The sequence below is a fragment of the Rhizobium sp. CC-YZS058 genome (assembly GCF_034720595.1).
Taxonomy (GTDB): Bacteria; Pseudomonadota; Alphaproteobacteria; order Rhizobiales; family Rhizobiaceae; genus Ferranicluibacter.
This window is the reverse complement of record NZ_JAYESJ010000001.1, coordinates 3,884,018-3,903,289: the sequence shown is the minus strand read 5'-3', so window position 1 is coordinate 3,903,289 and position 19,272 is coordinate 3,884,018. Positions and strand designations below refer to the sequence as shown.

Sequence of the window (19,272 nt, the reverse complement as noted above, 5' to 3'; positions counted from 1 at the left end):
TGCAACGGGCAGGCAGGGATGCAGTTGCTCAGAACGGCAGTTTCATGCCGGGCGGGATCGGCAGGCCGGCGGTCAGTTCGCGGGTCTTCTCCGCCGTCAGGGCTTCGGCCTTGTCCTTGGCATCCTTGTGGGCCGCGACGATCAGGTCCTCGAGGATCTCGACATCGTCTTCCTTGAAGAGCGAGGGGTCGATCTTCAGGCTCTTCAACACGCCCTTACCATCGAGCCGCAGGGTCACGAGGCCGCCGCCGGAGGTGCCGTCGACTTCGAGCGCCGCGATCTCCTCCTGCATCTTCTCCATCTTGGCCTGCATTTCCTTGACCTTGCCCATCATGCCCATGATGTCGCGCATCGCTCTCTCCTTGTCCTCTTCGTTTCATCGTCTCTGCGGGCAGTCAGCCCGCCGTCCGGCCACATCACCGTTCGATATCGTCGCCGGGAAGAATGTCGCCCTCTTCGGATTCGGCAGTCGACGGCGGCGGTGCCGTGTCTTCCACGATTTCCGCCTCGGCGAGCTTGATGCGCACATCGGCAATGCGCGCGCCGGGGAAGCGCGCGAGGATCGCCGCCACATCCGGATCCTGGCGCGCATCGCTCAGGCGCTTTTCCTGCGCTTCCGTCTCCACCTCGATCAGGGTCGGCTGGCCGGCGTCGCGGCTGACGATCACCATCCAGCGGATGTTCGTCCATTCTTCCAGCCTGCGCTGCAGATCGGCGACCAGCGTCTTCGGCGCATCCTCGGGCAGGTTCACTTCCAGGCGACCCGGCTCCAGTTTCACCAGCCGCAGATAGTTGCGCACCAGCGTCTTCAGCCGGATATCGCGGTTGCGGGCGCAAAGCTCGGCAATGTCGGCGACCGAGCGCACCGGAACGGTCGCCTGTGCCGGTTCGGGCGGGGCCGGCTCGGCCCGAATTTCGGGCGCAGCCTCGGCATCGGGCACGGCGCGCAGCATCGTCGCGCCATTGCCGGTCATGCGCTGCACAGGCTCTCCGGCCCGCGCGGGCGCGGCGCTGACCGCCGTGGCCCCGTTGCCCGCACCGCCGTTGCCAGTACCCCCATTGCCGGTGCCGGCAGATGGCGCGCGTGATCCGCCGCCACCGCCGGCAGGCGGGCGGGGCGGCTCGCTGCCGGTCAGCGTCATCAGCCGGCGGGCCGCCTCTTCCGGCGAGGGGAGGCTGGCTGCATGGGCAAGCCGGATCAGCACCATTTCGGCGGCACCGGCCGGGCGCGAGGCGCTTTCGGTTTCCGCAATGCCCTTGAGCAGCATCTGCCAGAGGCGCGAGAGGGTGGACACCGCCACCGACCCGGCAAATTCGCCGCCGCGCTGGCGCTCGATCTCGCTCAGCGAGGGATCGTTGGCGGCGTCTTCGGAGAATTTCAGCTTGGTGACGAGATGGGTGAAATCGGCAAGATCGGTCAGCACCACCGGCGGGCTGGCGCCGGCCTCGTATTGCGCCGCGAACTCGGTCAGCGCCGCTTTCACGTCGCCGCGCACCACATGGTCGAAGAGATCGACGATGCGCGCCCGGTCGGCAAGGCCCAGCATGGCGCGCACGGCATCGGTCTCCACCCGGCCGCCGCCATGCGCGATCGCCTGGTCGAGCAGCGACAGACCGTCGCGCGCCGAGCCTTCGGCCGCGCGCGCGATCATCGACAGCGCATCGCGTTCCGCTTCGATGCCTTCCTTGGCAAGGATGGTGGTGAACAGGCCGACGAGATCGGACGCGGCGATGCGCCGAAGGTCGAAACGCTGGCAGCGCGAGAGAACGGTAATCGGAACCTTGCGGATCTCGGTCGTGGCGAAGATGAATTTCACATGCTCCGGCGGCTCTTCGAGCGTCTTCAGGAGGCCGTTGAAGGCCTGGGTCGAGAGCATGTGCACTTCGTCGATGATATAGACCTTGTAGCGCGCCGAGACCGGGCGATAGCGCACCTGCTCGATGATCTCGCGAATATCGTCGATACCGGTATGCGAGGCGGCGTCCATCTCGATCACGTCGACATGCCGGCCTTCCATGATCGCCTGGCAATGCTCGCCGGGCAGGCGCAGGTCGATCGTCGGCCGGTCGATCTCGGCGGTCTTGTAGTTGAGTGCGCGGGCGAGAATCCGGGCAGTGGTAGTCTTGCCCACGCCGCGCACGCCGGTCAGCATATAGGCCTGGGCTATGCGGCCGGTCTCGAAGGCATTGGTGAGCGTGCGCACCATCGGCTCCTGCCCGACCATGAGATCGGTGAAGTCCTTGGGGCGGTACTTGCGGGCCAGCACGCGGTAGGCGGCGGGCTTCTCGTCGGTCGTAGAGGGGGTGGCGTCGCTCATGTCTTGGCCGCTTTTTTCCGTGTGTCCCGGCAGCACGCAAGGCCGGTCGCACGAAGTCAGCGGCTTGCGAACGGCGGCGCTGTCAGTATCGCCGCAGCAGATGGCGGCCATCGATGCGGCGCCAGGCGGCGAGGGTGGGAGGCTGGCACGATGACCCGTGCCGGGGCTCGTTGGGGCTGCTTCCTTCCGGACCTGACCCGGTTGGCGAGTGGCTCGTCCACCACCAACCTCCCGGCCTCCATATCGGCAATATCAGGAGCGAATGCAAGCCGGCCCTTGAAGATTCTGCCCGTCCTGTCAAAACAGGCACCGGCGACCAAGGCTTGAGGAGGACGCGCTTGACCCCTGATCTGACCCCGCCGCCGGCCTTTTCGCTCGATCCGCGGCTGGAGCGCGACAGCGACAGTCTGATGGTGCTTTCCCTTTGCGATCTGCGCCTGCACAAGGATGGCCGCTGGCCCTGGCTGGTGCTCGTGCCGCGCCACCCCGGGTTGGAAGAGGTCTTCGATCTCTCGCCGGACGACCAGATGCGCCTTTGGCAGGAGGTCAACCGCGTCGCCAAAGCCCTGAAACAGGCGAGCGGCGCGCTGAAGATCAACGTTGCGGCGATCGGCAACATCGTCCGCCAGCTGCATGTGCATGTGATCGCGCGCCAGGAAGGCGATGCCAACTGGCCCGGCCCCGTCTGGGGGTTCGGCGCCGCCGAACCCTGGAACGAGGCGGCGCGCAGCCGGTTCCTCACGCGCTTGACAGGAGAGCTTCAATGACGGGCGCCATGTTCGACCTCGCCGGCCCGCACCCGGAGCCGAGCACGCTGGTGGCGTTTGCCGGCAACACGCTCGACCGGCAATCGGAGAACCGTGCGGATGATTGCCTGGAGCAGGCCTTGGCTGCCGAAGGGGCCCATCTCTTCGCCTTCGCGGAGGGCAAGCTCGTGGTCAAGCATGACGAGCAGGTGATCGACCCGCTCTTCGCGCCCTATGAACTGGCCGGGCTCGATCCCGTGCTCGAGGATGCGGTGCTGCTCGGCTTCCTGCCCTCCGGCGAACCGCGCCTTGCTGTGCCGGTGCGCCAGAGCGAGGAGACGCTGGCAAGCGACTACAAGCTTGCCGATGGCCGCACCCTTTTCCGCCAGGCGATGATCGGCGATGCGTTGCTCGGCCAGTTTGCCCAGGCCTCCAGCCTGATCTCCTGGAATGCCACCAACCGATTCTGCGGCAAATGCGGTGGGCCGATGGAGGCCAAGGGCGGCGGCTATCGCCGGGTCTGTACGGCCTGCGGGCATCTGGCCTTTCCCCGCACCGATCCGGTCGTCATCATGCTGACGATCGATGTGGAGCGCGATCTCTGCCTGCTCGGCCGCAGCCCGCATTTTCCACCCGGCATGTATTCCTGCCTGGCAGGCTTTCTCGAGCCCGGTGAAACGATCGAAGCGGCGGTGCGTCGCGAAACGCTGGAGGAATCCGGCATCAAGACCGGCCGGGTGCGCTACCATGCCTCCCAGCCCTGGCCCATGCCCCACAGCCTGATGATCGGCTGCTATGCGGAGGCGAAGTCGCGCGACATCCACCGCGACGAACTCGAGCTCGAGGACTGCCGCTGGTTCACGCGGGCGGAGACCCGCGCCATGCTGGCCCACAATACCGGGCAGCCGCTGGAGGACGGCGAGCGCGGCTCGCCGCCGAAGGGCGCCATTGCGCATCTGCTGATGCGGGACTGGCTGGATTGGCTAAAACCCTAAGCCGGGACGGTCTCAACCGCCGGCAAACTCGTTCCAGGCATCCTCGACGATGAGGATATGGTCGGCCATGCGCCGGCCGGCCTCCTCCGCCTCGCCGCGAAGAATCGCTTCGACGATGTGTCCGTGCTCGGCATGCGAGCGGGCGAGGCGGTTCAGGCCGGAAAACTGGGCGCGGCGAAAGGGCTGCAGCCGCTGGCGGGTGCTCTTCGTCACCTCTTCCAGATAGGCGTTCTGCGCACCGGCATAGATCGCCTCGTGAAAGGCCTCGTTGGCGCGGATATAGGCCTGCACATCGCCCTCGCAGACCATTACGGCCATGTCCTGATGCAGCGCGTCCAGCCGGTTGCGTGCCGCCGCGCTCATGCGGCGGGCCGAAAGCTCGGCCGACAGGGCTTCCAGATGGCCCATCAGTTCGAACATGCCGCGCAGGTCCGCAGCGTCCGGGCGGGCGACGCGCGTGCGGCCATGCGGCTTCTGCCGCACCAGGCCGCTGGCCGCGAGAAGCTTCAGCGCCTCGCGCACCGGCGTGCGCGAGACCGAGAACTCCGCCGCCAGCTGCGTTTCGTCGAGAACGGCATCCGGCGGCAGGGCGCCGCTGATGATCCGCTCCGACAACTGCCGGCGAATGTCTTCGGTCGAGGTTCGGCCGAGGGGTGTGTGCAAGGTCCTATCCGTCCATCATGCTCACATGGGCGGCCGCAACCTTCCAGCCATCGGCGGTGCGCACCCAGGTCTGCATCTGCCGGCCGATCTGCCCCGGCGCATCGTCTCTCCGGAACAGCGTCGAGGCGGTGGCGGCATCCAGCCCGTAGGTGGTGATGACCGTCCGCTCGAGCCGGCGGGAAAAGGGCGCCTGCGTCGCGCGAAAGGCGACGATCTCGTCATAGCCATGCTGCAGATCGGCAAGGCCATAGCGCAGGGTGACCGGACTGTCGAGGAAGAAGCCGGCGAGCGTTGCATTGTCATTGGCAAGAAGCGCCGTCTCATAGGCCGCAAAGGCCTCTTCCACCGCCTGCAGGGTTGCCGGGTCGTTGAGGCGCATCAGATCGCCCTCCGCCGCGCCAGCATGCGGCTGCGCAGCTCGGTCAGAAACGGGATGGTGGCGAACTGGTCCGGGCGGATCCGCTCCCAATCGACCCCTTCTGGACGGGCGCGCCGGCATTCGGTGATGATCAGCTCGCTCTGCGTGGCGATCATGTCGAGCGGCGCATCATGCGGCTCCATGACCACATCGGCATCCGGCACCAGCTGGCAGGAATGCACGGTGGTGACGATCGGCGTCGTGGCGGGAAGGAGGCCGAGTTCCTGGAAGATCGCGGTTTCAAGATCGGCAAAGCCTGCGCCCTTGCCGGTCCGCCCGCCGGTGCGGCTGACGGCGACCGAGCCGACCACGCAGAAATCGAGCCGCTCCACCGCCTCGAAGCCGATCCGCTCCCCATGGTCGACAAAGCCTTGCGCGGTCGCTGCGAGTTCGTAGGAGATGCCCATGGCGCTCATCCGGACAGGATCGATGCGCAGATAGGGAAAGTCCCGGGTTAGATAGGGCACCGGCGCATAGACCGTCTTGCCCTCATAGAGCGCCCGCAGCCGGATCGGCATCTGCGCCGCATCGGGATTGGTCTTGACCGTCCGCGCCGTCTTCCATTCCGGCGTCTGCGCCAGGAAGAAGGCCGCCATGTCGGCGCCCGCGAAATTGGGGATCATGCTCCCCGCCGGGCCGATGGCGATGCCGGTCTCCTCCAGCATCGTCCACACCCGCTCCCGCACCCTGTCCTTGCCGGCATGGCGTCCTGCCCAGCGTCCACGCTCGCTCATGATCCTATGTCTCCTGCCTTGCCTGCTCCACTGCATCCTCGAGCGCCGCAAGCGGCGTCGCCCAGCCGACGATTCCTCCCTGGGCAATGATCATCTCGATCGCCGCCTGCTTGAACTGAGCGAAATAGCTTTCCGTGGCGTCTTCGATCAGCAGGCACTCATAGCCGCGATCATTCGCCTCGCGCATGGAGGTCTGCACGCAGACTTCGGTGGTAACACCCGCGAAGACCAGATGGGTGATACCGCGCTCCTCAAGGGCCTTTTCGATGCCGGTCGCGTGGAACATGCCCTTGCCCGGCTTGTCGATGGCGATCTCGCCGGCAATAGGGGCCAGGGCGGGCAGGATCGCGTTGCCGGGCTCGCCGCTGACGAGCAGCCGGCCCATGGCGCCGGCTTCGCCGATCTTGAGCGACGGGTTGCCGCGGCGGATCTTGGCGGGCGGGCAATCGGAAAGGTCGGGCTTGTGCGCCTCGCGTGTGTGGATGACGAGCCAGCCTTCCCGGCGGAACAGGCCGATCAGCGCCGCCACGGTCGGCACGATCGCGTCCAACCGGGCGACGTCGTTGCCGAGACTGTCGCCGAAGCCGCCCTTCTCGATGAAGTCGCGCTGCATGTCGATGACGACCAGCGCCGTATGCGCCGGGTCGAGCGGATAGGCATAGGGGCGGGCGGGAACGGAGATCATCTCAATGCCCCGCCATATGCTGGCCGATCGTGTTGCGGTCGGTTTCCTCGATCGGCGCGACATAGGAGATCGTGCCGCCGGACATGACGGCCACCCGGTCCGCCAGTTCCAGGATCTCGTCCAGATCTTCCGAAACCAGCAGCACCGCCGCGCCGCGATTGCGTGCCTCCATGATCTGCGAGCGGATATCGGCGACGGAGGCGAAGTCGAGGCCGAAACAGGGATTGGCGACGATCAGCACATCGACATCGCCCGAAAGTTCGCGCGCCAGCACGGCCCGCTGCACATTGCCGCCAGACAGCGCCTCGATCGGCGCATCCGGCGAGGTGGTGCGGACATTGTAGCGGGCGATCAGCGCCTCGCCATGGCGGCGCAGGATGCGCGGGCTCATCCACCAGCCGAAGCGGGTGATCGGCGGCTTGTCGAAGGTGCGGAAGGCAATGTTTTCCGCCACGCTCATGCGCGGCGCGGTCGCGTTCTTCAACGGTTCCTCCGGCAGGCCGAACACCTTGAACCGGTCGAAATCCCCGCGCTTCGGCCGAAACTCCTTGCCGTTGACGCGAATCTCGCCCGTCGTCATCGGCCGCTGGCCGGAGAGCACCTCCACCAGCGCGCTCTGGCCGTTGCCCGAGACGCCGGCGATGCCCACCACCTCGCCGCCCTTAACCTTCAGGTTGATCGCATGGACGGCGGGCAGACCCTGGTCGTCCTCGGCAAAGATGCCAGCGAGATCGAGCACGTCCGGCTTCTTCTCGACCACGGCGCGCACGGCACGTTCGCGCACCTGCGTATCGCCGATCATCATCCGGCTCATCTCGGCCACGCTCGCGCTCTGCGCATCGCCTTCGCCGGTCAGCCGCCCACGGCGCAGCACGGTGAAATGGTCGCAGAAGCTTTTGACCTCCCGAAACTTGTGGGAGATCATCAAGACGGTGATCTCGCCGCGCTCGGTCATGCCGCGAAGCAGGCCCAGCATCTCGTCCGCCTCGCCGGGGGTCAGCACCGAGGTCGGCTCGTCGAGAATCATGAAGCGCTGGCCGAGATAGAGGAGCTTGAGGATCTCGAGCTTCTGCTTCTCGCCGGCCGAAAGCGAGGAGACCTGGGCATTGAGCGGTACGGCGAAGGGCATGGTCTCCATGAAACCGGCAAGCGCCTTCTTCTCCCTGGCCCAGTCGATCACCGCCGGCGTATCGGCCCGGGAGATCACAAGGTTTTCCGCCGCCGTCAGGCAGGGGACGAGGGTGAAGTGCTGGTAGACCATGCCGATGCCCTGGGCCAGCGCATCGCGCGGGCTCTTCACCTCGATCGGCATCCCATCGAGCGTCATCGACCCGCGGTCAGGCGTGTAGAAGCCCATGATGCACTTGACGAGGGTGGATTTGCCGGCGCCGTTTTCGCCGAGCAGGGCATGGAAGGAGCCGGCCTTGACCGAGAGCGAAACCGCGTCGAGCGCGGTGAAGCGGCCGAAGGTCTTGGTCATGCCGGACACGGTGAGCGACGGCGCGCGCGGCGGTGCGGCTGCGGTGGCGAGCGCGCTCATGCGGCAGCCCCCTTGACGGCGCCCGGGCGCTTCGAAGGAAGGGCGGCAATGAAGTCGTCGGAGGTGGCAACGGCGCCGAAGACGCCGCCCTGCATCTTGATCATGTCGATCGCCGCCAGATGGTTTTGCCGCTTGGTGGCGGCGCAGCAGTCTTCCAGCAGCAGGCATTCATAGCCGCGGTCGTTGGCGTCGCGCATGGTGGTGTGGACGCAGACATCGGTGGTGACGCCGGTCAGCACGATGTTGCGGATGCGGCGGGTGGCAAGCGTCAGCTCGAGATCGGTGGCGAGAAAGGAGCCCTTGCCGGGCTTGTCGATGATCGGCTCGCCGGGCTCCGGCTGCAGTTCGGGGATGATTTCCCAGCCCGGCTCGCCGCGCACCAGAATGCGGCCGCAGGGGCCCTGGTCGCCGATGCCGGCGCCGATGCGCTGCGAGCGCCAGCGCTTGTTCGCCGGCAGGTCGGAGAGATCCGGCTTGTGGCCTTCGCGGGTGTGAAGGATCGGGTAGCCGGCGGCGCGCATGGCGGCCAGCACGCGCTGGATGGGCTCGATCGGCGCGCGGGTCAGCGAGATGTCATAGCCCATGCTGTCGACATAGCCGCCCGGCGCGCAGAAGTCCGTCTGCATGTCGATGACGATCAGCGCCGTGTTGTGCGGGCCCCAATCGCCGTCGAAGGGCCAGGGATAGGGGTCGGCGTCGAGCGTCGTGCCGCCCGGCACCAGGGCTCCGGCAATGCGTTCATCCAGTGTATCGGGTTTCGGCGTGGCCATGGCGGTCTCCCTTGCGCGGCGCGTCGTCAACGGTTGATCGACAATTCGCCGGGCACTTCGCGCGCGGCGGATTTCGACTGGGCGGAGGCGATCATGATGAAGAGGGTGAGGATGTAGGGGGCGGCGTTGAAGAAGTAGTAGCCCTGGGAAATGCCGATCGACTGCAGCGCCGGCCCGAGCGCGCCGGCCGCGCCGAACAGCAGGGCGGCCGCCAGGCAGCGCAGCGGCTTCCAGCGCGCGAAGATGACCAGCGCCACGGCCATCAGGCCTTGGCCGGAGGAAAGCCCCTGGTTCCAGGAGCCGGGATAATAGAGCGAGAGGAAGGCGCCGCCGATGCCGGCCATGAAGCCGCCGGTGGCGGTGGCGAGGAAGCGGACGAGATCGACCGAGACGCCCATCGCCTTGGCGGAGGCGGCGCTGTCGCCGGTCATCCGCACGATCAGGCCAAAGCGGGTGTTGTTCAGTGCCCACCAGAGGAAGATGCCGAGCGCCAGGCCCACGAAGAACAGCGGGTTGATTTCCAGCGCCTGGGCAAGGCGCGGATCGCCAGTCCAGCCGCCGAGCGGGATGGCATCGAGCCTGGGCGCACTTGGCTGGATGAAGGGCTTGCCGAAGAAGAAGGCGAGCCCGGTGCCAAAGCTCATGATGGCGATGCCGACCGCCATGTCGTTGACGCGCGGCAGGCGGCAGAGAAAGCCATGAATGGCGCCGAGCACCATGCCGGCCAGGCCAGCACCGATGACGCCGAGCCAGGGGCTGCCGGTGAGGTAGGAGCCCGCATAGGCGACCATGGCGCCGAGCACCAGCGACCCCTCAAGCCCCAGATTGACCCGGCCCGACTTCTCGGTGAGGCATTCGCCGAGCGCCACGAACATGAAGGGGGTCGAGACGCGGATCGCGCCGCCGAGCATGGCGATGAGGGCGGTGACGAGCAGATCGTTCATGTGCGGGTCTCCAGGCTGCGGGGCTGAAGGAAGCCGATCCGGCCATACATGGTCTCGCTGGTCAGGAGCACGACGAAGATCAGCCCCTGCAGCACGAGCACGGTGGCATCCGGCAGGCCCATGCGCCGCTGGATGATGCCGCCGGCTGCGGCCAGCGCACCGAACAGGATGGCGACGGGGATGATGGCGATCGGCGTCTGCCTGGCGAGGAAGGCGACGAGGATGCCGGTGAAGCCATAACCGGCGACGAGCGAGGCATTGGCCTGCCCATGGATGGCCGCCACCTCGTAGAACCCGGCAAGACCGGCGCAGGCGCCGGCAATCACGCAGGCCGAGACGAGCAGGAAGCCGACCGGCAGGCCCTGGGCCTGCGCGGCGCGGGGATTGCCGCCGGTCATGCGGGCGGCAAAGCCATAGGTGGTCCGCGTCATCAGCACATGCAGACCGACCGCCAAGATGATGCCGGCGGCAAGGCCCCAGTGCACATCGGTGCCCGGGATGGGGCCGACCTTGTAGGCCTCGCCGATCGGCATGGTCGAGGGCTTGTTGGCCGAAGCCGGGTCGCGCAGCGCGCCTTCGACGAAGAAGTTCATAATGGCGATGGCGATATAGGAGAGGAGCAGCGAGGAGATGGTCTCGTTGACACCCCGATAGTGCCGCAACCAGCCGGTCAAGCCCAGCCAGAAGCCGCCGGCTGCCATGGCGGCCAAGGCCATGAGCGGCAGGGTGAGCACCGGCGGCACGGCGGCGCTGACCAGCGGGATCGCCACCGCGGCGGCCGCGAAGCCGCCGAGCACCAGCGCCCCTTCCGCGCCGATCATCGTCAGGCCGATGCGGGCGGGGATGGCGAAGGCGAGGCCGGTGAGGATCAGCGGTGCGGCGCGCTGCAGCGTGTTCTGAGAGGAGAAGACCGAGCCGAAGCCGCCGGTCCAGATCAGCGCATAGAAGGTCAGCGGCGATTTGCCGAGCAGCAGCAGGAAGACGGCGAAGAGCAGGGCGGAGACGAGGATCGCGCCGATCGGAATCAGGATCGCCTCGGCCAGTTTCAAGGTGCCGATCGATGGTCCGCGCGCGGCGCGCGCCAGGGCGGCGGTGTCAAGCGTGGCGGTCATGCGCGTCTCCGGTCGGTGCTGAACAAGGGAGAGAAGTCGCCAGGGCGGACGGGCGCCCCGGCGTGGCGTGAAGCGGCAAGCCGGTCAGGTGATCGAGCCCTGCACGCCGTCCAGAAGCCAGTTCATGCCGTCGAGATAGGGGTCGTAATTGTCATAGGTCTTGTCGACCACGACCTTGCCGGTATTGTCCTTCAGCGTGCCCTTGTAGATCGGTTCGCCCTTGACCAGCGCGGCGCGGGCCGCATCCGCCGCCTTGATCGCCTCCGGCGTCGCGCCGGCGCCATAGGCGGTGTTCTGCAGCATGTCCTTGTCGAAGCCGCCGACCAGGAAGTTCGGCAGGGTCCTGCCCGCGGCGATATCGGCGGCATAGGACTTGTAGATCGTTTCCCACTTGTATTCCGCGCCGGTGATGAAGCCCTTGGGCGCGAGCGGGGCTTGGGAGGCATTGTGGCCGCAGGTCTTCACGCCGCGGCCTTCGGCGGTCTCGATCACCACCTTGGGGCTGTCCACATGGCAGGTGATCACCTCGCAGCCGGCATCGACCAGGGCATTGGTGGCTTCCGCCTCGCGCACGGGCAGCGACCACTCGCCGGTAAAGATCACCCGCACGGTCGCATTGGGATTGACGCTGCGGGCGCCGAGCAGGACGGAATTGATGTTGGAGAGGACCGAGGGGATGGGCTTGGCGGCAACGAAGCCGATCTTGCCGGAGGGGGCGGAGAGCCCGGCAGCCACGCCATCCACATAGTGGGCCTGGTTCAGATAGGGGAAGTAGGAGCCGGCATTGGCCGGGTCGCTGTCCTTGCTCCAGAGCGGCGCGGCATGGCGGAACTGGGTGTCCGGATATTTCCTGGCGGCATCGAGCACGAAGGGCTTGTAGTAGCCGAAGGAGGTGGCGAGGATCAGGTTGGCTCCGTCGATATTGATCATCGACTCCATCGACTTCGACACCGCGTCGGTTTCCGGAACGTTTTCCTCCTCGATGACCGTAACACCCGAAACCTGCTTCAGCGCCTCGACCGCCACCGCATGGGCCTGATTCCAGCCGAAATCGTCACGCGGCCCGACATAGACGATGCCGACGGTGACGGCGGACTGCGCGCGGGCGAAAGAGAGGGGCAGGGTGGCGGCCGCAAGGCCCGCAGCACCGGATTTCAGCAGCGAGCGGCGGGAGATTTCAAAGGCAGGCATGGAACAGACCTCCGACAAGCCGCGCCCCATGCGCCGGCTCTTCGAAGGTGTTGTCGCAAATTATATGCCAGTTTTTCGCGGCGGACCGTGCGGTGACTAAGGCATTGCCGGACTGTTCAATTTCGAAAGATCTCATATTCGGGTCAGCCGCATCGAGACTTTGCCGCTGCCGAAAACGACGCCGATATGCAGGTGATGCCTAATAATTAATCATAAAGACGCGTTCTGCATACAATAGCGAAGTTGGTCGGTTTAAGCTTACATTCTGGCTCGGTTTTCACCTGAACGGGCCGGTTTGGCTTGGCTTTCTGCCGCTGCTCCGTCATAAAGATTGCAAAACCGAAGTAAAAATTTACTGATCTCTCTCTTCTACCCGCGCCTCATCCCCGTCGCGGCAAGACATTGAAACAGCAGCCATGGTCACGATCAAGGAAATTGCCAAAGCCGTCGGTGTCTCCTCCGCGACCGTTTCGAGGGTGCTGAACTATGATCCGGCACTGTCCATTTCGGCGGCCAAACGGCAAGCGATCATCGAAACGGCAGAGGCGTTGAATTATGCAACACCCCGCGCCCGGGCACGCGGACAGGCCGGGCCGATCCTGCCGCAGACGCTGGCTTCGCTGCGCCTTGCCATCGTGCATTTCCTGCCCTTGTCGGACGAAGTGGCCGACCCCTATTATGTCGGTGTCCGGCTGGGGATCGAAAATCGCTGCCGGGAGCTCAAGGCCGATATCGTCAAGGTCTTCCATGCGGACGCCCCACCGGACCCGGCCGTGCTCGAGGCCGTCTCCGGCGTGATTGCCATCGGCAAGCAGTCCGACCGGGAGATCGCCTGGCTGGAGGCGCAGTCCCGACACCTCGTCTTCGCGGATTTTGTGCCGCCAGAAGACCATCTCGACTGCGCGCACAGCGACCTCCATGCCGCGACGCAGCGGCTTCTCGATCAGCTGGCTGCGCTTGGATACCAGCGCATCGCCTTCATCGGCAGTCACGAGCATCTAAACGGCGAAACCATGCCCTTCGCCGAGCGCCGCTGCCGCGCTTACATGAGCTGGCAGAAGGAACGCGGGACCTTCGATCCGGCGCTTCTGGTGCTGGGCGATGGCTGCAATTCCGGCCAGAACCTGCGGCTGGAGACCGGATACAGCCTCGCCCGCGAGGCTTTGGCGCGCGACATCAGGCCGGATATCATCCTGACGGCCAACGACAATGTGGCGATCGGCACCTACCGCGCCATACGCGAGGCCGGCCTTTCGGTTCCGGAGGATATCGCGGTCGTCTCCTTCAACGACATCCCGGTGGCGCAGTTTCTCAATCCGCCGCTCTCCACCGTCCGCATCCATGGGGAGCACATCGGCGAAGCCGCCGTCGATCTGCTGGTCGAGCGGCTGCAGGGCCGCAGCTATGCCAAGCACGTCTCGATCCCGACCGAAATCATCTGGCGGGAAAGCTGCCGGAAGCCGGAGTGAGGCCGCCTTCGCAGCTGCAATAAATATTTACTAAATTTTCTGTTGCGCGTTTCGCATTTCTCCCCGATAGTTGCGGACAGACAGGTGGAGCTGTCGTCATCAAGGGAGGAAAACATGGATCGTTCGACGCTTACGCGCCGGCTTGCCGCTGCGATGCTGGCCGGGGCCAGTCTGCTTTCGGCCTCTGCCGCTTTCGCCGGCGAAATCACCGTCTGGTGCTGGGACCCGAACTTCAACGTCGCCATCATGAAGGAAGCAGGCGCGCGCTACACCGCCACGCATCCAGACACGACCTTTAATATCGTCGATTTCGCCAAAGCGGATGTGGAGCAGAAGCTGCAGACCGCACTGTCGTCCGGCACCACCGACGCGCTGCCCGATATCGTTCTGATCGAGGATTACGGCGCGCAGAAATATCTGCAGTCCTTCCCCGGAGCCTTCGCCGACATGACCGGCAAGGTCGATTATTCCGGCTTTGCGCCCTACAAGGTCAATCTGATGACGGTCGAGGGCAAGACCTATGGCATGCCCTTCGACACCGGCGTCACCGGCCTGTTCTACCGCCGCGACTATCTGGAGCAGGCGGGCTACAAGCCGGAGGACATGCAGGCCCTCACCTGGGACAAGTTCATCGAGATCGGCAAGCAGGTCGAGGCTAAGACCGGCAAGAAGATGATCGGCCTCGACGTGACCGATGCCGGCTTTACCCGCATTCTCATGCAGTCCGGCGGCCAGTGGTATTTCGACAGCGAGGGCGGCCTCAACATCGAGAAGAACACGGCGCTGAAGGCCGCGCTCGAGGTGCAGCAGAAGATGCTGCAGGGTGGCGTGGTCAAGACCGCCTCCGGCTGGACCGACTGGGTCAGCACCTTCACCTCGGGCGACGTCGCCTCCATGGTCACGGGCGTCTGGATTACCGGCACGGTCAAGGCGCAGGCCGACCAGGCCGGCAAATGGGGCGTGGCGCCGATCCCGAGCCTCGGCATCGACGGCGCGAGCCAGGCCTCCAACCTCGGCGGCTCCAGCTGGTACGTGCTGGAAAGCTCGGCGGAGAAGGACGAGGCGATCGACTTCCTCAACGAGGTCTATGCCAAGGATGTGAGCTTCTACCAGAAGATCCTCACCGAGCGCGGCGCCGTCGGCTCGCTGCTCGCCGCCCGCACCGGCGACGCCTACATGCAGGCCGACAGTTTCTTCGGCGGCGAAAAGGTCTGGCAGAACTTCTCCGATTGGCTCTCCAAGGTGCCGCCGGTCAATTACGGCGTCTTCACCAACGAGGTCGACACCGCCGTCACCGCCCATCTCCCCTCGCTCGCTCAGGGCGGCAAGGTGGATGAGGTGCTGAAGGAGGTTCAGTCCCAGGCGGAAGGGCAGATCCAGTAGGCGGTTCTCAAGGCGCGCCGGCAGGAAAGAGAAAAAGACCTCCTCTGCCTTTCGACGGAGGCGGAAAAGTCCCCTCCGGCCTGCCGGCCATCTCCCCCACAAGGGGGGGAGAGACCGCGCTGAACCCGCTCGCTCTTGCCGCAGGCTAGAACCACAACCGATCCTCAGCAGGCGTCATCCTGCGAGGAAAGGACGTGTCTCCCTTCAACGCTTTTGGGCAGGCGCGCGCCTTATGGCCTCTCCCCCCTTGTGGGGGAGATAGCCGGCAGGCCAGAGGGGGTCTTCCCCCCGGGCCTCGACACCTTCATGATCCAACGCCGGAACTCGTCTCATGGCCACCGCAAAGCCCCAGGGCCTCAAGCGCTATTATGATGTGAATGGCTGGCTGTTCATCGCTCCCGCGCTGATCCTGATCGCCACCTTCCTCGTCTATCCGATCTTCCGCTCGCTCTATCTGTCCTTCTTCTCCGGCAAGGGGATGATGCTGAAGTTTGCGGGCTTCGGAAATGTCGTCCGCCTGTCGAACGATCCGGTCTTTCTCAAGGCGCTTACCAACACGACGATCTTCTTCGTCGTGCAGGTGCCGATCATGATCGTGCTGGCGCTGATGCTCGCCTCGCTGCTCAATACGGAGCGGCTGAAGTTTTCCGGCTTCTTCCGCACGGCGATCTTCCTGCCCTGCGTCGCCTCGCTGGTCGCCTATTCGGTGCTGTTCAAGAGCATGTTCTCCGTCGACGGCGTCATCAACCAGGCGCTGATGGCGGTCGGTCTCGTCGCCTCTCCGATCGGCTGGCTGACCGAACCCTTCTGGGCGAAGGTGCTCGTCATCATCGCCATCACCTGGCGCTGGACCGGCTACAACATGATCTTCTACCTGGCGGCGCTGCAGAACATCGATCGCTCGATCTACGAGGCCGCCCGCATCGACGGCGTGCCGGCCTGGGCGCGTTTCACGCATTTGACGGTGCCGATGCTCAAGCCCGTCATCCTGTTCACCACCATCATTTCCACCATCGGCACGATCCAGCTGTTCGACGAGGTCTACAACCTGACCGAGGGCAAGGGCGGCCCGGCGGATGCGACGATCACCCTTTCGCTCTATATCTACAACCTGACCTTCCGCTACATGCCGAGCTTCGGCTATGCGGCGACGGTGTCCTACGTCATCGTCGTCATGGTGGCGGTGCTGTCCTTCCTGCAGTTCTATGCCGCGAGGGACCGCGCATGACCCGCCTCAGCCCGTCGCGCGCCTTGACCTACATCGCGCTGTCCATCGCCGCCTTCGTGTCGATCTTCCCTTTTCTCTGGATGCTGATCTCGGCCACCAATTCCTCGATCGACATCATCAAGGGCAAGGTCAGTTTCGGCGGCGCGCTGTCCACCAATATCGCGAACTTCTTCGCGCAGGTGGATGTGCCGCTCGTCTTCTGGAACTCGGCCAAGGTGGCGGTGCTGACGACGGCGCTGACCATCGTCGTCTCCTCGCTCGCCGGCTATGGCTTCGAGATGTTCCGCTCGAAGATGCGCGACCGGATCTATTCGCTGGTGCTTCTCACCCTGATGGTGCCCTTTGCGGCACTGATGATCCCGCTCTTCATGATGATGGGGCGGGCCGGGCTAATCAACACCCATGTGGCGATCCTGCTGCCCTCGATCGCCTCCGCCTTCATCATCTTCTACTTCCGCCAGGCGACCAAGGCCTTCCCGACCGAGCTGCGCGACGCCGCCAAGGTGGACGGACTGAAGGAATGGCAGATCTTCCTCTACATCTATGTGCCGGTGATGCGCTCCACCTACGCGGCGGCCTTCGTCATCGTCTTCATGACGAGCTGGAACAACTATCTCTGGCCGCTGATCGTGCTGCAATCGAACGAGACGAAGACGATCACCCTCGTCGTCTCCTCGCTCGCCTCCGCCTATTACCCGGATTTCGGCGTCGTCATGATCGGCGTCATCCTCGCCACTCTTCCCACCCTCTTCGTTTTCTTCCTCATGCAGCGCCAGTTCGTGGCGGGCATGCTGGGTTCCGTGAAATAGGACGTCGACAATGCGCATCTATGACCGCTTCAACGCCAGCTGGACCTTTGCGGAGGGCTTCGACCGGGCCCGATCCGGAGCACCGATCCAGGGGGAGACCGTGCGCCTGCCGCACACGGCGGTGGAGCTGCCCTATAACTATTTCGACGAGACACGCTACCAGAAGGCCTTCACCTATCAGAAGGGGATCGCCTGGGACGAGGCCTTCGCCGGGAAAGAAGTTTCGCTGGTGTTCGACGGCGCCATGGCCGACAGCGAGGTGTTCCTGAACGGTGCGCCGGTTACGGCGCACAAGGACGGCTATACGCCCTTCGAGGCGCGGCTGACCGAGCATCTTCAGCCGGGCGACAATCTGCTGACGGTGAAGATCGACGGGTCGGAAAACCCGGAAATCCCGCCTTTCGGCGGCATGATCGACTATCTGTGCTATGCCGGCATCTATCGCGATGTCTGGCTGAAGGTCACCAGCCCGGTTTCCATCGCCAGGTTGAAGATCGAAACGCCGGAAGCGCTGGCAGACGAGAAGACCGTGACCGTGCGCGTCGATCTCGCCAATCCGCAGGCAAAGCCGCTTGCCGGCACGCTCACCGCGCAGATCACCGATGCCGAGGGTGCGCCGGTGGCGCAGGTCAGCGCACCGGTGGAAGGCGCATCCACGCTGCTGACGCTTTCCGGTCTACATGGCCTCTCCCTCTGGGACATTGACAATCCCGTGCTCTACACTCTGACGGTGACGCTCGATGGGCCGGAGGCCGAAGACACCCTGTCCAGCCGCTTCGGCTTCCGCACGGCGGCGTTCACGCCGACCGGCTTCCTGCTGAACGGCCGTCCGCTCAAGCTGCGCGGGCTGAACCGCCACCAGGCCTGGCCCTATTCCGGCTATGCCATGGGCCGGCGGGCGCAGGAGAAGGATGCCGAGATCCTCAAATTCGACCTTGCCTGCAATCTGGTGCGCACCTCGCATTACCCGCAGGCGAAAAGCTTCATCGACCGCTGCGACGAGATCGGCCTCCTCGTCTTCGAGGAAATCCCCGGCTGGCAGCATATTGGCGGCGAGGCCTGGAAGAAGGAATCGGTCGAAAACGTTCGCCGTATGATCGAGCGCGACTGGAACCATCCCTCGATCATCATCTGGGGCGTGCGCATCAATGAAAGCCAGGACGATCACGACTTCTACGCCGAGACCAACCGCGTGGCGCGGGCGCTCGATCCGACCCGCCAGACCGGCGGCGTGCGCTTCATCACCAATTCCGAGCTGCTCGAAGACGTCTATACGATGAACGACTTCATTCTCGGACAGGAGGAGATGCCGGGCAACAATCGCGGCCGCATCGTGCTGCGCGACCGGGTGGAAACGACGGGGATCACCCGGCCGATCCCCTATATGATCACCGAATATAACGGCCACATGTATCCGACCAAGCGCTTCGACCAGGAGCAGCGCCAGGCCGAGCATGTGACCCGGCATCTGCTGATCCTCGATGCCGTCGCCGGCCGCGAAGACATCTCAGGCTCCACCGGCTGGTGCATGTTCGACTACAACACCCACAAGGATTTCGGCTCGGGCGACCGTGTCTGCTATCACGGCGTGCTCGATACCTTCCGCGAGCCGAAATTCGCGGCCTATGCCTATGCCTCGCAGGGCGAGCCGGACAAGAACGTCGTGCTGCAGCCCGTCACCTACTGGGCGCGCGGCGAGCGCAATATCGGCGGCGTTCTGCCGCTGATTCTTCTGACCAATTGCGACTACGTGGAGATCAAGTTCGGCGATTTCGACGCTAAGCGCGTCGAGCCCGATCGCGACACCTATCCGCATCTCCCGCATCCGCCGGTGGTTCTGGATCTGCGCACCGTCACCCCATCGGAATTCGGCACTTGGGGGCGCATCTGGCGCGAGGGGGTCATCACCGGCTTCGTCGACGGCAAGCCGGTCAAGACCATCACCCTGCCGGCCGATCCGGTGCCGACGACGCTTGCAATCGCTCCGGACGACACGGCCTTGAAGGCCGGCGAGAAGGACGCGGTGCGGGTCATCGTGCGCGCGCTCGACCAGTGCGGCAACATCCTGCCCTTCTTCGAGGAACCGGTGCAGTTCACGCTGGAAGGGCCAGGGCGGATCATCGGACCGTCGCTGCAGAGCTTCAAGGGCGGGGTCACGGGCTTCTGGCTGGAGGCGGGCGATGAGGCCGGCACCCTTACGCTTCACGCCGCCTGCGCCGCCTTTGCCGATCAGACCGTCACCTTCACCGTCAGCGCCTGAGGGAGCA

General features: G+C 65.1%; 18 protein-coding genes and 1 other RNA gene. 7 read left to right on the top strand and 12 right to left on the bottom strand.

The genetic code is table 11. The features are described 5' to 3' along the window. Positions 1-28: 28 nt before the first annotated feature. From U8330_RS18640 to ffs, 3 genes are all read right to left on the bottom strand, one after another. Positions 29-352 (bottom strand): YbaB/EbfC family nucleoid-associated protein, encoded by a 324-nt coding sequence (locus U8330_RS18640; protein WP_323106738.1) that lies wholly within the window; start codon positions 350-352, stop codon positions 29-31. A 64-nt stretch (positions 353-416) separates the two neighbouring features. Continuing rightward, on the bottom strand, positions 417-2,318 hold the full coding sequence (locus tag U8330_RS18635) for a DNA polymerase III subunit gamma/tau (protein WP_323106737.1): 1,902 nt from the start codon (positions 2,316-2,318) through the stop codon (positions 417-419). Between the two features lie 134 nt (positions 2,319-2,452). Beyond that, positions 2,453-2,550, bottom strand: an RNA gene (gene ffs, locus U8330_RS18630) — signal recognition particle sRNA small type. A 178-nt stretch (positions 2,551-2,728) separates the two neighbouring features. Here ffs and U8330_RS18625 point away from each other — a divergent pair. Next, positions 2,729-3,085 (top strand): HIT family protein, encoded by a 357-nt coding sequence (locus tag U8330_RS18625; RefSeq protein WP_323107361.1) that lies wholly within the window; start codon positions 2,729-2,731, stop codon positions 3,083-3,085. After that, a complete protein-coding gene (nudC, locus tag U8330_RS18620; protein ID WP_323106736.1) occupies positions 3,082-4,059 on the top strand; it encodes an NAD(+) diphosphatase in 978 nt (325 codons plus the stop codon). Before U8330_RS18625 ends, nudC begins: the two co-directional genes overlap by 4 nt. A 12-nt stretch (positions 4,060-4,071) precedes the next feature. Here nudC and U8330_RS18615 read toward each other — a convergent pair whose 3' ends face one another. The 9 genes from U8330_RS18615 to U8330_RS18575 form a co-directional block, all read right to left on the bottom strand. Continuing rightward, on the bottom strand, positions 4,072-4,722 hold the full coding sequence (locus U8330_RS18615; protein WP_323106735.1) for a GntR family transcriptional regulator: 651 nt from the start codon (positions 4,720-4,722) through the stop codon (positions 4,072-4,074). A gap of 4 nt (positions 4,723-4,726) precedes the next feature. Further along, positions 4,727-5,101: an oxalurate catabolism protein HpxZ gene (gene hpxZ / locus U8330_RS18610; RefSeq protein ID WP_323106734.1), complete on the bottom strand. Its 375-nt coding sequence runs from the start codon at positions 5,099-5,101 to the stop codon at positions 4,727-4,729. After that, positions 5,101-5,874: a 5-formyltetrahydrofolate cyclo-ligase gene (locus U8330_RS18605; protein ID WP_323106733.1), complete on the bottom strand. Its 774-nt coding sequence runs from the start codon at positions 5,872-5,874 to the stop codon at positions 5,101-5,103. Before U8330_RS18605 ends, hpxZ begins: the two co-directional genes overlap by 1 nt. A gap of 4 nt (positions 5,875-5,878) precedes the next feature. Beyond that, a complete protein-coding gene (locus U8330_RS18600) occupies positions 5,879-6,559 on the bottom strand; it encodes a cysteine hydrolase (RefSeq protein WP_323106732.1) in 681 nt (226 codons plus the stop codon). A gap of 1 nt (position 6,560) precedes the next feature. Next, positions 6,561-8,099 carry an ABC transporter ATP-binding protein gene (locus U8330_RS18595; RefSeq protein WP_323106731.1) on the bottom strand — a complete coding sequence of 513 codons (1,539 nt, stop codon included), beginning with the start codon at positions 8,097-8,099 and terminating at the stop codon, positions 6,561-6,563. After that, complete coding sequence (locus U8330_RS18590; RefSeq protein ID WP_323106730.1) at positions 8,096-8,869, bottom strand: isochorismatase family cysteine hydrolase; 774 nt, start codon at positions 8,867-8,869, stop codon at positions 8,096-8,098. The genes U8330_RS18595 and U8330_RS18590 overlap by 4 nt, the downstream gene beginning before the upstream one ends. Before the next feature lie 26 nt (positions 8,870-8,895). After that, positions 8,896-9,813: an ABC transporter permease gene (locus U8330_RS18585; RefSeq protein ID WP_323106729.1), complete on the bottom strand. Its 918-nt coding sequence runs from the start codon at positions 9,811-9,813 to the stop codon at positions 8,896-8,898. Then, complete coding sequence (locus U8330_RS18580; protein WP_323106728.1) at positions 9,810-10,925, bottom strand: ABC transporter permease; 1,116 nt, start codon at positions 10,923-10,925, stop codon at positions 9,810-9,812. Before U8330_RS18580 ends, U8330_RS18585 begins: the two co-directional genes overlap by 4 nt. A gap of 84 nt (positions 10,926-11,009) precedes the next feature. Then, a complete protein-coding gene (locus U8330_RS18575; protein WP_416236881.1) occupies positions 11,010-12,116 on the bottom strand; it encodes a BMP family ABC transporter substrate-binding protein in 1,107 nt (368 codons plus the stop codon). A gap of 416 nt (positions 12,117-12,532) precedes the next feature. On the opposite strand from U8330_RS18575, the gene U8330_RS18570 reads away from it, so the two are divergent. The 5 genes from U8330_RS18570 (at position 12,533) to U8330_RS18550 (ending at position 19,265) form a co-directional block, all read left to right on the top strand. Continuing rightward, positions 12,533-13,585, top strand: a complete 1,053-nt coding sequence (locus U8330_RS18570) for a LacI family DNA-binding transcriptional regulator (protein ID WP_323106726.1) — start codon at positions 12,533-12,535, stop codon at positions 13,583-13,585. A 114-nt stretch (positions 13,586-13,699) separates the two neighbouring features. Beyond that, positions 13,700-14,968 (top strand): sugar ABC transporter substrate-binding protein, encoded by a 1,269-nt coding sequence (locus tag U8330_RS18565; RefSeq protein WP_323106725.1) that lies wholly within the window; start codon positions 13,700-13,702, stop codon positions 14,966-14,968. A 331-nt stretch (positions 14,969-15,299) separates the two neighbouring features. Then, entirely contained in the window at positions 15,300-16,196 is an 897-nt protein-coding gene (locus tag U8330_RS18560) for a sugar ABC transporter permease (RefSeq protein WP_323106724.1), read from the top strand. Further along, on the top strand, positions 16,193-17,005 hold the full coding sequence (locus U8330_RS18555; RefSeq protein ID WP_323106723.1) for a carbohydrate ABC transporter permease: 813 nt from the start codon (positions 16,193-16,195) through the stop codon (positions 17,003-17,005). The genes U8330_RS18560 and U8330_RS18555 overlap by 4 nt, the downstream gene beginning before the upstream one ends. Before the next feature lie 10 nt (positions 17,006-17,015). Continuing rightward, entirely contained in the window at positions 17,016-19,265 is a 2,250-nt protein-coding gene (locus U8330_RS18550; RefSeq protein WP_323106722.1) for a glycoside hydrolase family 2 protein, read from the top strand. Positions 19,266-19,272 lie beyond the last annotated feature (7 nt).

Excerpts from the sequence above, each read along its gene's own strand:
- U8330_RS18640 (WP_323106738.1), bottom strand. The coding sequence starts at position 352 with ATGCGCGACATCATGGGCATGATGGGCAAGGTCAAGGAAATGCAGGCC.
- U8330_RS18635 (WP_323106737.1), bottom strand. The coding sequence starts at position 2,318 with ATGAGCGACGCCACCCCCTCTACGACCGACGAGAAGCCCGCCGCCTAC.
- U8330_RS18625 (WP_323107361.1), top strand. The coding sequence starts at position 2,729 with ATGGTGCTTTCCCTTTGCGATCTGCGCCTGCACAAGGATGGCCGCTGG.
- nudC (WP_323106736.1), top strand. The coding sequence starts at position 3,082 with ATGACGGGCGCCATGTTCGACCTCGCCGGCCCGCACCCGGAGCCGAGC.
- hpxZ (WP_323106734.1), bottom strand. The coding sequence starts at position 5,101 with ATGCGCCTCAACGACCCGGCAACCCTGCAGGCGGTGGAAGAGGCCTTT.
- U8330_RS18605 (WP_323106733.1), bottom strand. The coding sequence starts at position 5,874 with ATGAGCGAGCGTGGACGCTGGGCAGGACGCCATGCCGGCAAGGACAGG.
- U8330_RS18600 (WP_323106732.1), bottom strand. The coding sequence starts at position 6,559 with ATGATCTCCGTTCCCGCCCGCCCCTATGCCTATCCGCTCGACCCGGCG.
- U8330_RS18595 (WP_323106731.1), bottom strand. The coding sequence starts at position 8,099 with ATGAGCGCGCTCGCCACCGCAGCCGCACCGCCGCGCGCGCCGTCGCTC.
- U8330_RS18590 (WP_323106730.1), bottom strand. The coding sequence starts at position 8,869 with ATGGCCACGCCGAAACCCGATACACTGGATGAACGCATTGCCGGAGCC.
- U8330_RS18585 (WP_323106729.1), bottom strand. The coding sequence starts at position 9,813 with ATGAACGATCTGCTCGTCACCGCCCTCATCGCCATGCTCGGCGGCGCG.
- U8330_RS18580 (WP_323106728.1), bottom strand. The coding sequence starts at position 10,925 with ATGACCGCCACGCTTGACACCGCCGCCCTGGCGCGCGCCGCGCGCGGA.
- U8330_RS18575 (WP_416236881.1), bottom strand. The coding sequence starts at position 12,116 with ATGCCTGCCTTTGAAATCTCCCGCCGCTCGCTGCTGAAATCCGGTGCT.
- U8330_RS18570 (WP_323106726.1), top strand. The coding sequence starts at position 12,533 with ATGGTCACGATCAAGGAAATTGCCAAAGCCGTCGGTGTCTCCTCCGCG.
- U8330_RS18565 (WP_323106725.1), top strand. The coding sequence starts at position 13,700 with ATGGATCGTTCGACGCTTACGCGCCGGCTTGCCGCTGCGATGCTGGCC.
- U8330_RS18560 (WP_323106724.1), top strand. The coding sequence starts at position 15,300 with ATGGCCACCGCAAAGCCCCAGGGCCTCAAGCGCTATTATGATGTGAAT.
- U8330_RS18555 (WP_323106723.1), top strand. The coding sequence starts at position 16,193 with ATGACCCGCCTCAGCCCGTCGCGCGCCTTGACCTACATCGCGCTGTCC.
- U8330_RS18550 (WP_323106722.1), top strand. The coding sequence starts at position 17,016 with ATGCGCATCTATGACCGCTTCAACGCCAGCTGGACCTTTGCGGAGGGC.